General features: G+C 47.3%; 14 protein-coding genes. 8 read left to right on the forward strand and 6 right to left on the reverse strand.

The window, feature by feature from the left end:
- The first annotated feature begins 1 nt into the window (after window position 1).
- The 4 genes from QFZ51_RS25600 to QFZ51_RS25615 all read left to right on the forward strand — a co-directional run bounded on the left by QFZ51_RS25600 (window position 2) and on the right by QFZ51_RS25615 (window position 4,847).
- Window positions 2-1,291, forward strand: a complete 1,290-nt coding sequence (locus tag QFZ51_RS25600) for an MFS transporter (protein WP_429050282.1) — start codon at window positions 2-4, stop codon at window positions 1,289-1,291.
- A 178-nt stretch (window positions 1,292-1,469) separates the two neighbouring features.
- A complete protein-coding gene (locus tag QFZ51_RS25605) occupies window positions 1,470-1,841 on the forward strand; it encodes a hypothetical protein (RefSeq protein ID WP_429050284.1) in 372 nt (123 codons plus the stop codon).
- A gap of 10 nt (window positions 1,842-1,851) precedes the next feature.
- A complete protein-coding gene (locus QFZ51_RS25610) occupies window positions 1,852-4,053 on the forward strand; it encodes a hypothetical protein (RefSeq protein ID WP_429050285.1) in 2,202 nt (733 codons plus the stop codon).
- A 20-nt stretch (window positions 4,054-4,073) separates the two neighbouring features.
- Window positions 4,074-4,847 (forward strand): SDR family oxidoreductase, encoded by a 774-nt coding sequence (locus tag QFZ51_RS25615; RefSeq protein WP_429050287.1) that lies wholly within the window; start codon window positions 4,074-4,076, stop codon window positions 4,845-4,847.
- A gap of 61 nt (window positions 4,848-4,908) precedes the next feature.
- Here QFZ51_RS25615 and QFZ51_RS25620 read toward each other — a convergent pair whose 3' ends face one another.
- Window positions 4,909-5,148, reverse strand: coding sequence for a hypothetical protein (locus tag QFZ51_RS25620; protein ID WP_429050288.1), 240 nt, complete (start codon window positions 5,146-5,148; stop codon window positions 4,909-4,911).
- 392 nt (window positions 5,149-5,540) lie between these two features.
- Between QFZ51_RS25620 and QFZ51_RS25625 the strand changes: the two genes are divergently transcribed.
- Complete coding sequence (locus tag QFZ51_RS25625; protein ID WP_429050289.1) at window positions 5,541-5,930, forward strand: DUF6766 family protein; 390 nt, start codon at window positions 5,541-5,543, stop codon at window positions 5,928-5,930.
- 15 nt (window positions 5,931-5,945) lie between these two features.
- Here the strand turns inward: QFZ51_RS25625 and QFZ51_RS25630 are convergent, their stop codons facing one another.
- The 3 genes from QFZ51_RS25630 to QFZ51_RS25640 all read right to left on the reverse strand — a co-directional run bounded on the left by QFZ51_RS25630 (window position 5,946) and on the right by QFZ51_RS25640 (window position 9,916).
- A complete protein-coding gene (locus QFZ51_RS25630; RefSeq protein ID WP_429050290.1) occupies window positions 5,946-6,602 on the reverse strand; it encodes a DsbA family protein in 657 nt (218 codons plus the stop codon).
- 17 nt (window positions 6,603-6,619) lie between these two features.
- Entirely contained in the window at window positions 6,620-7,615 is a 996-nt protein-coding gene (locus QFZ51_RS25635; RefSeq protein WP_429050291.1) for a manganese catalase family protein, read from the reverse strand.
- Between the two features lie 243 nt (window positions 7,616-7,858).
- Window positions 7,859-9,916, reverse strand: coding sequence for an endonuclease/exonuclease/phosphatase family protein (locus QFZ51_RS25640; protein ID WP_429050292.1), 2,058 nt, complete (start codon window positions 9,914-9,916; stop codon window positions 7,859-7,861).
- A gap of 127 nt (window positions 9,917-10,043) precedes the next feature.
- Here QFZ51_RS25640 and QFZ51_RS25645 point away from each other — a divergent pair, with 127 nt between their 5' ends.
- Window positions 10,044-11,006, forward strand: a complete 963-nt coding sequence (locus QFZ51_RS25645; protein ID WP_429050293.1) for an MBL fold metallo-hydrolase — start codon at window positions 10,044-10,046, stop codon at window positions 11,004-11,006.
- A gap of 75 nt (window positions 11,007-11,081) precedes the next feature.
- Window positions 11,082-11,669, forward strand: coding sequence for a DUF4142 domain-containing protein (locus QFZ51_RS25650; RefSeq protein ID WP_429050294.1), 588 nt, complete (start codon window positions 11,082-11,084; stop codon window positions 11,667-11,669).
- A gap of 76 nt (window positions 11,670-11,745) precedes the next feature.
- On the opposite strand, the gene QFZ51_RS25655 is transcribed toward QFZ51_RS25650, so the two are convergent.
- A complete protein-coding gene (locus QFZ51_RS25655; protein ID WP_429050295.1) occupies window positions 11,746-12,090 on the reverse strand; it encodes a nuclear transport factor 2 family protein in 345 nt (114 codons plus the stop codon).
- 91 nt (window positions 12,091-12,181) lie between these two features.
- Window positions 12,182-12,745, reverse strand: coding sequence for a Crp/Fnr family transcriptional regulator (locus QFZ51_RS25660; protein WP_429050296.1), 564 nt, complete (start codon window positions 12,743-12,745; stop codon window positions 12,182-12,184).
- A gap of 233 nt (window positions 12,746-12,978) precedes the next feature.
- Between QFZ51_RS25660 and QFZ51_RS25665 the strand changes: the two genes are divergently transcribed.
- Window positions 12,979-13,428 carry an Hsp20/alpha crystallin family protein gene (locus tag QFZ51_RS25665; RefSeq protein WP_429050297.1) on the forward strand — a complete coding sequence of 150 codons (450 nt, stop codon included), beginning with the start codon at window positions 12,979-12,981 and terminating at the stop codon, window positions 13,426-13,428.
- Window positions 13,429-13,498: the final 70 nt, after the last annotated feature.

The following is a 13,498-nucleotide window of genomic DNA, read 5'->3' on the forward strand; positions in this document are numbered from 1 at the left end:
CATGCAGCAACACGGTCAACATCTCACCTTTATTACGCTGGTAGCCTCCCTGGGCGGCTTCCTTTTTGGTTTTGACATGGCCGTAGTATCCGGTATCCTTCCTTTTGTGGAGCACCGGTTTTCTTTGTCGCCCGCACAACTGGGCTGGTTTGTTTCGTCGGCGCTGGCAGGCTGTATTGCCGGGGTCATTTTTGCCGGCGACATCAGCGACCGGCTTGGCAGAAAAAAGTTGTTATTCCTTTCAGCAGCCCTGTTTGTACTCACCGCGCTGGGCTGCACCTTTATCCCGGTATTTTCCTGGCTCATTGCAGCGCGCATACTTGGCGGCATGGCGGTAGGTATCGCCTCCAGTGTGGTACCCCTTTATCTCTCTGAAATTGCCCCCGACCACCTGCGTGGCCGGCTGGTTACCTATTACCAGCTGGCTGTGACCATCGGTATTTTCAGCGCCTATGGCAGCAATGCGCTGCTCCTGAAATATGCAGCCACGCCCGCCCAAAGCGGATGGCTGCTGATCACCGGCCTGGAGGTATGGCGCAAAATGTTTGGCGTGGGCATTTTCCCCGCACTGCTTTTTTTACTGGGTATCGCGTTTATTCCGGAAAGCCCCCGCTGGCTGAAGCACAGGCATACTTTAACGGAAGATAACGCCACCGGTTATACGCAATTGCTGGCGCCGCGCTACCGCCGTGCCTTGTTGATTGCCATCCTGCTACCGTTATTCTCACAGTTCAGCGGGATCAACGCCATTATTTATTACGGGCCTACTATACTGCACCAATCCGGGCTTACGCTGGACAGCTCCCTCATCAGCCAGCTGTTTTTTGGCGCAGCAAACGTACTCTTTACGTTTATTGCGATCTGGAAAGTAGACAGTCTTGGCAGGCGCCCCTTATATCTGTGGGGAACAGCCGGCGCGGCGGTGAGCCTGTTGCTGACCGGCATCTGTTTTTATGCAGGCGCCGTTAATGGCATCTATCTCTTGCTTTGTGTATTGGCTTTCCTTGCTTGCTTCGCCTTTTCTATCGGCCCGTTGAAGTTTGTGATTGCAGCCGAAATATTCCCTGACAGCATACGCGCGAAGGCACTGTCGCTCAGCATCATGGTAATGTGGACCGCCGATGCGATCATGGGGCAGTTAACGCCCGTTATGCTGGCATCTGTAGGAACGCCCCAAACATTCTGGTGCTTTGCATTATGCTGTGTATTCGCTTTTATAACGGTATATAAGCTGGTGCCGGAAACCAAAGGCCAATCGATGGAAGCCATCCAGCACCACTGGCTTCATTAATATGGAAGCCCTGTAAAACATTGTACAATCTGTCCTCTCCTAAATATCAGTCCGTGGCTTTTCATCCACGTTCACAATGCCTGTGTGTGCTATGTAACAGGCTTTTTGTTGTCTTCCGTTCTGACCTCCCGACTGGTACGGATTTTTATGCGGTGTTTAATAATTAACGCCAAAGTGCATGACGCAAATACTTGAAACAGTGTTATGGATACAGGGAATCTATTTCCTGGTTACAGGCATCTGGCCGCTGGTGTATTATACCAGCTTTGAAACAATCACCGGCCACAAAACGGATGTATGGCTCGTAAAAACAGTAGGTGCACTCCTGGCGGTAACAGGATGTACCTTATTAAACGCGGCCTTGCATCCGGGGGCTGCAACAACGGGAATATTGATTATTGGCGCAGGCACAGCACTTGTATTACTGCTGGTAGATGTGATATATGTATCCAAAGCAGTGATATCAAAAATATACCTGCTGGATGCCGGTATACAACTCTTGCTGATCACCTTGTGGTGCCTGCATATTTTAACCCTGGAGCATGCTTAAATATATGATTATGGAAGGAGTTTCACCTCATGCAACGGCCATTAATGAAATATTCAATAATCCCGAATTAAAAGAGATCTTTTACCAGCCATCCGGCGCCTGTCATTACTATGTATACTGCGCAGGAGATGCCTTATGGGTGCTGGCCGAGTGGCCGGAAGGCGCCCGTATTACTTTCAGGGCGGTATATGCCCCGCACGACAAGATCGTGATCAAACGTACTGTCAGGAAAAAGAACCAGGCTGTTTTTCATCTGCAAACGCTGGCGGCTTCCTATGTGGTAACGCTGGACCTTTATAATAACGGACACTCGGCGATTCGTTGTAAAACAACCGTTACACCAATTGCTCCGCTCATCTTTCACTACTGGCCACGTGATATTATGCCACTGAAACGAAGTGGTTACAAGGGTATCCCGGAAGGTGACATACATCTTTCACAAAACGGTCCGCGTACAGGAATGATCTATTTCAGCATAAAGGAACCTGGCTCGGGGTCCGTACTATATCTTCAAAACCTAACATCCCTTGATAAATACTGTGAGCAAACGAAAACATCCGCCAGTAATTCAGTAGGGGGCACATGGCCTGATATAGGCTTTATGCTGCCTGTTTCAGATGGACAGTCCTTAAAGGCGGGCAAAACCTACACCATTAGCGACGCATTTGTGGTAATGGACGACAAAGCACCCGCTGACGAAATAGCCATGTCTAAACAATTTATGGACCTGTTGGCAGAAATATATCTCCATCTTCCCAAACCGGCAACACAATATCACCACTGGCCGGAAATACTGGATAAAACATGGCACGATCTGGAACACAGCGCCGGCAGCTGGTGCCAGGTAAATGGCCATGCTTTTCTGAACGCTTATGTGTGTGATTATAAAACACCCCCGGAACTGATGGTGCAGCTGAGTGTTTTGCTCCCCCTGATAGATTACCAGCAATGGAGCCGGCGCGAAATGCAGATGATAAAGGATCTTGTAGCGGTGATACCGGATTTCTATGATAAAAAACATAAAACATTGGTCCGGTGGCTTCCCGCAGCCCAGGACAGGCTGGATAAATCGGAAGAACATAAAACTCCTTTGTTAATGGACAGCTGGTACCTTCACCACCCGTTAATGAACCTGGTAAGGCTGATGAAACAGGGACATGAAAGTATCAGGGAAATGCTTTTCTCATCCCTTGATTTCGCGATAAAAGTAGCCCATCATTTTAATTATAAATGGCCGGTGTTCTATAACATGGAAACATTGGAAGTAATAAAAGCGGAAACTGCGCCAGGCAAAGGCGGAGAAAAAGATGTAGCCGGTATTTATGCAAAAGTGATGTTGCTGGCATGGGAGCTTACGCAGGAAGAAATATATCTGCAGGAAGCGAAGGCAGCATGTCTTTCGTTGCAGGGAGAAGGATTTCAGATTTTTTACCAGGCCAACAATACAGCTTTTTCTGCTTTTACGGCATTGAAGTTATACCTCCTTACAAAGGAAGAGGTATTCCTGGATATCAGCTTTCTCTGTCTCGCTAATATGTTTAAAAATGTATGGCTGTGGGATTGCAATTATGGTTATGCAAAAGATTACCCCACTTTTTTCGCACTGTTCCCCCTGCCGGATGCGCTATATACGGCAGTTTACGAGGAAACCGAGTGTTTTTCTTCCTTCGGGGAATATCTTCTGATGTCGGAAAACCTGCCCATACCTGAATCTGTCAGGTTATTGCTCAGTGAATACACACGCTACTATATTTACCGGGCAGCCTATTATTATCCGCCCATGTTACCGGAAGATTGCCTGTCAGAAGACACCAAAACCGGGGAAGTGGCGAATCAGTTGTGGATACCCGTGGAAGATCTACAGGAGGGCTGGAACAAGTCGGGGACCGTAGGCCAGGAAGTATACGGTTCCGGCCTTGCCTTTGCTTTGATTCCCCGCCACTATTACGTGGTTCCCGGCGAATCGCTCCTCATTTTCATCGACTATCCCACCAGCAGCTTTACCATAAAAGGCAAAACGGTGACCTTCCGGGTATTGGGACATAAAAAGGGAGTCTGTCATATGCGTATGATAGCCATCCAGAAACGTACTGCCCTGCCCCGGATCAAAGTAACAGATGAGAAAACGGAAATAAACGGCGCGCCGTGTGACAACGGACATCTTGAATTTAAACTCAAAGGAAACCAGCAGATTACCATCTCCTGGAAGTAAACCATTTAAAAAGTATTCTTATGGAGCAAACAAATTTTTCATCAATCGGTAAATATGAACCGGAAGAACTGACAGGAAAAAAAATCCTGATTACTGGTGGCACCACCGGAATTGGCAGATCTACCGCCCTCCTGCTGGCCTCGTACGGCGCAAAGGTGATGGTTTTCGGCAGACATGAGCCAGAGCTGAACGATACTATTCAGGCGTTTAAAGACGCTGGCATGGAGGGAAAGGTGCATGGGTTTACAGCAGATATTGCAGAGAAAAAAGGGATTGAAGAAACATTTAAACAGGTAGATGAACATTTTGAAGGCCTCGACATACTAATCAATAATGCCGCGGTGCCATTCAAGGGGATAGAGGAAGGCACGTACGACGATTGGCAATATGTGCTCAACACCAACCTGCTGTCGCACCTGGCCTGCTCACATGAGGCAATGAAACGTATGAAAGACAAAGGCAGGGGACAGATTGTGTTTATCGGCTCCCTCAGCGCGGATGTAAGAACGGCCAACAGCTCCGTGTATACCGCCACCAAAGCCGGTATCCAGGCCTTTTCAGAAGCGCTGCGAAAAGAGGTACAGTCATCGAATATCAAGGTATCGCTTATTGAACCCGGATTGGTGGGCACTGACCTGCTGGATATGCCGGCAGAAAAAAAACTGGAAATGCAGCAGAAAGAAGAAATGCTGATTCCCGAAGATATCGCCTCACTGGTACTGTTCCTGCTGCGTCAACCCTGGCGTTGCAACTTAATGACCAGCAGTTTACTTCCCACTCAGCAATCCATCTGACAAAAAACAGCAGGCGCCAAAAAAGACGCCTGCTGTTTTCACCTCTTCATTCACCATGTAACTAATCGTTACCTTCTACCTTAACTATCTTATTGTAAATACCGAAAAGCAGGAAGGGCGCTGCCCACTGACCAATGAAAAGGCTCACATGTTTCTTGCCTAAACATTGCAGGGCCAGCGACAATCCCATGGCACCTATAGATGCCCACAAAAAAGTATCGGACGGCAGTTTTGCCGTTTGATTTTCTATCGCCTTTGCTACTTTTCCTTCATCACGTTGTTGGTTCAGTATGTTTTCCATAATAACCTGATTTAAGAATGAGTAATATGGTTTATTTCTTCCTGAAATACACTTACAAAATCGTGCCATCCACATCAGCAAACGCAGCAACAACAAGCATTCCAGGCGACACACATGGCATAATTAATGAAGGAATACCAGAAACCATTTACTATGTTAGTACCACTGATCGCATTGATTGTAGTTATTATTGCCGTTGCCGTTTACCTGGGAATGCAATCCAGCCGTAAAACAAAAGACACCGGTAATAAGTAACCACATCATTCAGACAAACTGTTTCACTATTTCCTCAGTAATGGCGCCGGAAGCTAATATATAACCGGTATTAGGCCTGGCTTGATTTTGTTAGTCATTTACCTGTATAATTTTTATTCACTGTTATATTACAGGTTATGAAAACAAATCAGAAAAAGCCCTCCTACCTGAAGCGAAAAGCCTACTTCTGGGTAACGCTATTCCTGTTCTTTGCTTCCGTAGCATTACATTGGTACTTTGGATGGAAAGATTATCTGAATGAGCAGATGGCGCATTCGCAACCCGCGGAAGTACCGGAATATGCCGTACAGATGATGCGGGAAACAATGGAAAACTGGCAGTCAGAATTTCTCCAGCTTATCTGGCAGGTAGTGGGATTATCCTTCCTGTGGTACTGCGGATCCCCTCAATCAAAAGAAGGTGACGACCGGCGGGAAGAAAAACTGGATTTTATTATTAAACACCTGGAACCCGGCAAAGCTGAAGAATTACTGGAACAATGGAAAATAAAATATCCGGATAAATAATCCGGATATTTTATTTTATTCAGCAACTAATTGGTCAATACACGATGTAATAGCCTCAAAGGGCCTGTTTCCCGTGAGCAGTAAACTTTTCCTGATATCTCTTACCTGTAATAATAATGAAGGGAAACGATGGATGCCCCGGTATTTTGTTTCCTGCATATCCGCCCGGAAGGCATCAATAGCCTGCTGGCTTGTTAACTGCGCTGCAAATTTCCCCGCATCAAACAAGGGATTCTCTTTCGCCAGTTCCTCCGCCGTGGAGATCAACACGTCCTTCCGCGCAATATTTTTTGCTTTGAGCATCACCGCAGTCCGCAACTTAAAAAGATATTGCGCAGCTAATTGCTCCGATTGCAGGGCAGCACACTTTACTGCTACACAGGCCGGGTAAGAAGATGCCGGCGGATCTGTGAACCAGATGGTATCGTTCAACGCTACACCCGTCAGTTGTTTTGCCTGCATCCACACTGGCCCCATTTGTATAGGCCGGCTAACCGCATGCAGTGTATCGTGATAGTTGTTCCATCCCGATAGCATGCCGCCCATGCAATAGCGTACCGACAACCGTTTTCCGTACTCATTAACAAGCCGCTGAATAACGCGGCTCAAACGCCCAGCTCCAGCAACAAAGCGGATCAGTATAATAAACCACTTCAAGATGATACCCGGCATCTGCTGCCTTATTTTTTTTATTTCTTTTTAGCGTGGCTTGCCTTTCCATTGCTCTTTTTTTGTACGCCGTCGGTATTGTTATGTTCACTCCATGACTGTTCTCCAATCGGTACGGCCATGTTTATTTCCTCGCTTCGCTGCAGGCTTAAACTCTTGTCTATTTCATCCACACCCTGCAGGGTTCTGCTGGTGCCGGTTGGTTCCACATCCAGCAGTCCGTTTGTTTGCAATACATAACTAACAGGATCTTCAATAAACTGCCAGGTTTCGCCGAGTTGGGAAGATTCGCCTTCATTCCATGCCCCGCGGATATCAGCGCCGCTGGACATATTAAAATAGAGGTTACTGTACCGCGGATCAGACTGCAATACGCCCGGAGGAAAATTGGGCTGTATGGAATCCAGCGCTGCTTCAAACATCTGGAAGTGCGCCACTTCACGGGTCATCAGGAAGTTAAGGGTTTCCTTTACATATGGATCGTCAGTAAATTGGAGCAGGTATTCGTACGTGATTTTTGCGCGTGATTCCGCTGCCATATCAGAGCGGAGATCTACTGTAAGATCACCGTTACAATCGCCATTGATATAGGAAGCCGACCATGGAACACCCTGGCTGTTGGTGTATGCAGGGCCGCCTCCGGAAGACACCAGCAGCTGCGGCGCTACAATTGCTTTGTGAATAAATTCTTCTTTCGCCTTTTTCCCATCCAGTAACTGCATGATCTCCGACTCTTCTGCCGCCTTTTTCAAATCTCCGTTGATGCCTTGCAACAGCATCTGGATAGTGGCGCCCACTATTTCGAGGTGGCTGAATTCTTCTGTGGCTATATCCATCAGCAGGTCGTACTTGTCCGGAAATGGATTCCTGGCGCCAAATGCCTGTCCGAAGTACCTGAGCGCAGCGGCCAATTCGCCGTTTGCACCGCCGAACTGCTCCAGTAATAAAGTAGCAAATGCAGGATCCGGTTTTGATACCCGGGCATTAAACTGCAGGTCTTTTACATGATAGAACATACTTCATCATTTTTGAGTGAACAATACTTTCGTATTTCATTCGCAAATGTGAATCCATACCAATGACATCTTACACGTAAAGCAGCCTGATACAGCGAACCTCGCTCCTGTGTTGTTTTCTGTCAACATGACTGGTCGCAGTCATTCATGTAAGTTTCCCAGGATGGGGTTACTATGAGAAAATGATTACACATTACTGAGACGGATCTCCTCAAACGTGTGGCAGTGACCGATTTCGCCTTGTTATCGTATATCAAATGTAGTAAGTACCGCAGCATGATCGGAGGGCCACACGTCATCTATCTCCGGTGATGTCCGGATAATTTTAGAAGCGATTGCTTTAATGCCCGGCCCTTTGTAATATATAAAGTCGATCCGCGATGTTTGCAGGTGCCCGTAAATCACCGCAAATGTGCCTGCCGGATGCGTTACTTCATTGGGTTGCAGCTCGCGGTAACTATCACGGTAACCCCGTTCCAGCATAAACCTGGAAGCCGGTAATAACACCGGACCATATCCATAATGTAAAAACGCCGCCCTGGCGGTCCAGTCGAGGTGGCTCCCCGAATTAAAATCCCCTGCCAAAATCACCGGCAGCGAGGTATCTGCAGATGCAACCGGGTTAATATTCTGCTCCAGGTTTTTCCGGGCATCTGTTACCGCCAGTTCACTGTCTTCCCTGATCCAGTCGTTAGTATCCAAACCCGGAATAGGATAAAAATCGGTGTACTCATGTTTACTGGCATACCTCAGCCACCAGTTGCCGACCAATACTTTCCGGCGGCCCGGCAGCAGCACCGTTGCGGTATTGGATTTAAAATTATCACCGGATGCATGCTGCTCCAAAGGGTAACGGCTGAACAGTGCGAGGTTGGCACCCGGGGCGGGTGTTTGCAGGTGAAACCCCAGCGTATCATTCAGGAACTGTTGTGTACCATAGGCTTCCTGCATACTGATAATATCGGCATTGGTCCGCAGCAGTAACTCCTTTACCCGGCCGGGACCATTATTTCCTAGGTGCACGCCACCATGCCAGATATTCCATTGCAGCAGCTTCACCATATGTGCATTGGTAGCAGAAGAGGGTACTACTGTTTTCATAATGTTGGTGGGTGCTGCTTCCGGCGTATAGGCGGTGCCGTTTAAAGCAAATGAAGCAACATCTGCATACAAAGTATCTCCTGGCACCGCGTTCTTTTTTACATCGAAGGTTACCAGGAAATAATTTACCCCGTCTTGCAAGGCATATCTATCTGCCGGAGGCAAAACTAATTTCATTTTTTTCCCCGGGGTATTACCTGTTCCAAACAACTCCTTCCTGCTGTTGGAGCGCGGCGTCTGACCGGCAGCATATACATGCACTGCCGTAATATCGGATAGCCGGGTATTGCGCGATAAATCCAGCTGCAAAGCAGTCAGTTTCAGCGGCTCCTTACTACCGTTAGCCACTATACGTAGTTTAAGTACCGCGTCGTTAGCGCTGCCCGGATCCGCATCCCATTCGCTTTGGATAGTTACCGCATTAAACAGTTGTTGCTTCGGGTGCGGTGTTACAAATAAAGGATTGTTATTTTTCACCAGCGCCGCCAACGGCGATGTTTCTTTATACTTTTTCCGTGTATTCCGCATATGATATGCCTGGTGGCCTTTCCCAACCAGGTTAAGACATACATCGTCCTGCATATCATCGAAGGTATAATAGCCCTTGAGTGCCTGGAAGTCAGGGTGCGAAGGGGCCAACGGCTGATACATCCACCGGCGGAGGGTGGCGGGAGCCAGTGCGGTAGTCCATATCCGTACTTCATCGATACAACCGCCAAAGGTGCTGGAGTCCATATCGTTGGTGCCTATGGCGCCGGGCAAAATATCCACCGCGCCTTTTGCGCGGCCCACTTCTTTTCCATCCAGGTAAAGTTTGGTTTCTACGCCGTTGCAGGTGGCAGCTACATGATGCCAGTTACTGTCCAGTATGTCGCGCGCTGTTATATTCGCTTTTTTGCTGTGTAAATGACCGTTTTTGATCATCAAAGAGAGATTGTCGATGTTGGGATAGGCTGCGTATTCACCGCCGCCTATAATAGCCTCGCGTTCTTTCCAGACTTTATCGTTTCCTTTGATCCAGGCTTCCACGGTCCAATGCTTCCGGATGATACCCATACCAATACAGGGGTTGTTATCATTGCCATCCAGCAGGAGCGCCTGGTTAGTCTTTTGTGCATATGAGGTAAGGCTACCTGCAAGCAGGAAGATGCCTGTCAGGTATGCTTTTCTCCCGCGGCGGAAGAGCAGGTTGATTTTCATTGTTCGCTATTTTTGTCCACTTCTGCCGCAAAATAAATAACCCGTTTGAGATAACTGTTTTTATTTTTCGAGAGACAGGGGCATTCAGAGGGAACAGTAATTGCTGTATGGAAGGAAAACAACCGGTATGGAAAACATTACGTTAATCGAGGAGAAACTTTATAAGAAATGGTTTGCGGTGGCGCCCGGCGTGTGGGGTATACACGACGTATTTGTGAATATGTACCTCATTCATGAGCCAGCCAATAATTCCTGGGTACTGGTAGACGCGGGATTGCAAACCTCCGCCCATAAAATTATGCAGGTGGCCAAACATCTCTTCTGGCCACAGGCAACACCATCGGCTATCATTCTTACCCACGGTCACTTTGATCATACCGGCGCGCTTCCGGCGCTGCTGTCGGAATGGGATGTGCCGGTGTATGCGCACTACCTGGAAGCCCCTTATCTTACCGGCAGGTCTGCCTATCCACCTCCCGACCCATCTGCCGGCGGCGGTATGATGACGCTACTGTCGTGGACATTCCCCAAACAGGGGATTAATCTGAACGGCCATTTGCTCATGCTTCCGGAAGATGGATCCGTACCCGGGCTGGAGGGATGGCGATATATTCATACGCCCGGGCATACACCGGGACATATCAGTCTTTACCGCGAATACGACGGTGTACTGCTGGCGGGAGATGCGTTTGTAACCACCCAGGCGGAGTCGCTGTCTCACGTGATCACCCAATCGAAAAAAGTATCCGGTCCTCCCAAATATTTCACACCTGACTGGATCTCTGCAGAGAGCAGTGTGAAAAAACTGGCGGCCCTGCAACCCCAAACGGTGGCTACCGGCCATGGGAAGCCGTTAACCGGCCAGGAAATGCAGCAACAGCTGCAATCACTGGCAGATAATTTCAAAGCATCTGCCAGGCCCCATTCCGGCAGGTATGTAAATGAAGCGGCTGTTGCCGGGGTGAACGGCGTGGAATACATTCCGCCTGCCGGGAATACCCGTTGGTGGCTGCTGGCAGGCGCTGCGGCATTAGCTGCCGCTGGTATCTGGTATACCCGCAAGCGGACTAAGGCTAGGTTTAATGTTTAAGTGTCATATCTTATTGATAAAATCCCCGGTTCGAGGCATGGCGCTTTTTTTGATATCCTTTCAAAAACTGGAATGATGAAAACATATCCTGTTCTAACATTGGCTGTGGCTACCCTTCTCTCCTGCGGGCAGCAAAAGAAACCGGACCAGCAAACGGAAAAAGACAGTACGGTGGCGATGAAAGAAAGTATGGATCATCTGCCAAAGGCTACCGTTAATTTTATCACCACCGCGGCTGCCGCTAACCTTAAAGAAATAAGGCTTGGACAACTTGCAAAAAGTAAAGCCCGGGATGAACGGGTGAGGCAGTATGGTGCGATGATGGAAAAAGATCACACTGCCGCCAATGAACAATTACAGGCCATTGCCAATAAAACAGGCGTTACCATGCCTGCAGATCTTACAGACGATGCAAAAGCGACAGAACAAACGCTGACAGATATTAAGAAAGAAGATTTTGACAGGGCCTATATTAAACAGATGATCGAGGATCATAAAAAAACGCTGTTTGAATTTAATAATGCAGTAGCCTCTAAGGATACCGCCATCAGTACCTATGCCAGGGATATGGTACCGAAGTTAAATACTCATTTCGAAGAAGCAAATACCATCCTGGAAAATATGCGTAAACTAATCAACAAAAGAGATATTTCCCATAACTAGTGTGAATGTTTGAAAAAGTAAAAGCCATTCGTAAAGGAATGGCTTTTTTTAAACATGGGCTACTGTCGTGACGAAACTATTTCGCCGTTTCCAATAATGGCCGCGGGTCAAATACCACCTGGAACGAACGGATACGGTTGTCCTGCAACTGATACCAGCCGCAGCTTAGTATGGGTTTGTCATCCATAATTACATCGTACCAGAGGCACACATCGCTGTCGTCAGCAAACACCTTCCGGATGTTATATTTCAGCTTCATCCGCTCCATATCCTTGAAATAGGCGTCAGCGCCATTACGGGTTCCCATTACACCGTTAAACGTAAGATCATCGGTCACACAGTTGCGTGCCGAGGTAAAATCTTCTTCATTCAATGAATTAATGAAGCGAAGTACGGTTTCTGCTGATTGTGTTGCATTCATACTTTCTGTTGTTAAATGGTTTAAAATTAATGGTGTAAAGATCCACAGATCCAACCATTTTAACCTGTGACAATCGTCACAAACAGGATGCCTATCTCCTGCTGCGGATGCGGCTTAATGTTTCCCTGGCTACGCCAAGGTAGGACGACAGCTGGGTAAGCGACACCCGTTGCAACAAGCCGGGGTCATGCTCCTCCAGGAATTCGTAACGTTCCTGCGGACTCATTAATTTAAACATGGCGGCATGCTTTTCCTGTTTTGCCGCAATCTGCTGAAGGCATTTCCGGCCCAACGCTTCTATAGCAGGGTCCAGCAGGGATACTTCGCGCAGCTTCTTTACGTCAAAGCGGATAGCCGTTACCGGCCCCAATGCCTGGATGGAGAAAGCCGACTTTTCACCGGTAGCCAGGCTGTTGATATTGGTAGCGATATCATTCTCAAAAAAGAAAGCGGTATTAATATCCTGCCCATCCTTGTTATAGAAAGCCCTGCAGTATCCGCTGCTCACAAAAAACAAGGCGTCACAAACTTTACCGGCCTGTAACAGGTATTCATCTTTGGAGAACACCACCGTTGTTAATGCGGGGGCAAGCGCACACCAGTTGTCCGGTGTAAAGTTGGTGAGAGAATGGATATACTTCAATAAATTTTCCATACTCAAACTTAACATGATTCTTTAAGATATCCAGTCTTCATAAAGAGTTATGGCAGGAGACTGACAGGATAACCTTTCCCCTCCTATTAAGAGGGTAAATAATGTCAGTTTTCCTGAAAAAAAATCAGTTTTGGGGCCATGGCATATGGATTGTGAAATTTTTTTTGAGGCTGGCCAGCCAATTAAAATTAGATCATTATTTATTGCTCACTTATTTAAAAATGGAGGTTAATATGTCACTTATTAAGAGGAACGGGAATCAGTTCCCCGCATTCCCGGCTTTGTTCGATGACTTCTTTGGCCGCGAACTTTTTAATTGGGGAAATAATAACTATTCATCCACCAGCACTACCCTTCCCGCTGTAAATATCCGGGAAACGGACGATAACTTTGAAGTTGAAGTAGCCGCTCCCGGCATGGATAAAAAAGATTTTAAGATCACACTTGATGGCAACCTGCTCACTATTTCTTCTGCCAAACAACATACAGAAGAAACCAAGGAAAAAAATTACAGCCGCAGGGAGTTCAGCTATCAATCATTTCAGCGCAGCTTCGAACTTCAAAAGGATGTAGTGGATGAAGAAAAAATAAATGCCCGTTACGAAAACGGCCTGCTGTTGCTTACTATCCCAAAGAAAGAAGAAGCAAAGCAAAAAGCACCCAGGACAATTGAAATCGGATAAGATCCTCCGTATAGAAAATGGATCTGCGGAAGCTGCTGATACGGGCCAGCAGCTTTTTTTTTATCAAGTA

The sequence above is a fragment of the Chitinophaga sp. W3I9 genome (genome assembly GCF_050434025.1).
GTDB lineage: Bacteria > Bacteroidota > Bacteroidia > Chitinophagales > Chitinophagaceae > Chitinophaga.

Excerpts from the sequence above, each read along its gene's own strand:
- QFZ51_RS25600 (WP_429050282.1), top strand. The coding sequence starts at position 2 with ATGCAGCAACACGGTCAACATCTCACCTTTATTACGCTGGTAGCCTCC.
- QFZ51_RS25605 (WP_429050284.1), top strand. The coding sequence starts at position 1,470 with ATGACGCAAATACTTGAAACAGTGTTATGGATACAGGGAATCTATTTC.
- QFZ51_RS25610 (WP_429050285.1), top strand. The coding sequence starts at position 1,852 with ATGGAAGGAGTTTCACCTCATGCAACGGCCATTAATGAAATATTCAAT.
- QFZ51_RS25615 (WP_429050287.1), top strand. The coding sequence starts at position 4,074 with ATGGAGCAAACAAATTTTTCATCAATCGGTAAATATGAACCGGAAGAA.
- QFZ51_RS25620 (WP_429050288.1), bottom strand. The coding sequence starts at position 5,148 with ATGGAAAACATACTGAACCAACAACGTGATGAAGGAAAAGTAGCAAAG.
- QFZ51_RS25625 (WP_429050289.1), top strand. The coding sequence starts at position 5,541 with ATGAAAACAAATCAGAAAAAGCCCTCCTACCTGAAGCGAAAAGCCTAC.
- QFZ51_RS25630 (WP_429050290.1), bottom strand. The coding sequence starts at position 6,602 with ATGCCGGGTATCATCTTGAAGTGGTTTATTATACTGATCCGCTTTGTT.
- QFZ51_RS25635 (WP_429050291.1), bottom strand. The coding sequence starts at position 7,615 with ATGTTCTATCATGTAAAAGACCTGCAGTTTAATGCCCGGGTATCAAAA.
- QFZ51_RS25640 (WP_429050292.1), bottom strand. The coding sequence starts at position 9,916 with ATGAAAATCAACCTGCTCTTCCGCCGCGGGAGAAAAGCATACCTGACA.
- QFZ51_RS25645 (WP_429050293.1), top strand. The coding sequence starts at position 10,044 with ATGGAAAACATTACGTTAATCGAGGAGAAACTTTATAAGAAATGGTTT.
- QFZ51_RS25650 (WP_429050294.1), top strand. The coding sequence starts at position 11,082 with ATGAAAACATATCCTGTTCTAACATTGGCTGTGGCTACCCTTCTCTCC.
- QFZ51_RS25655 (WP_429050295.1), bottom strand. The coding sequence starts at position 12,090 with ATGAATGCAACACAATCAGCAGAAACCGTACTTCGCTTCATTAATTCA.
- QFZ51_RS25660 (WP_429050296.1), bottom strand. The coding sequence starts at position 12,745 with ATGGAAAATTTATTGAAGTATATCCATTCTCTCACCAACTTTACACCG.
- QFZ51_RS25665 (WP_429050297.1), top strand. The coding sequence starts at position 12,979 with ATGTCACTTATTAAGAGGAACGGGAATCAGTTCCCCGCATTCCCGGCT.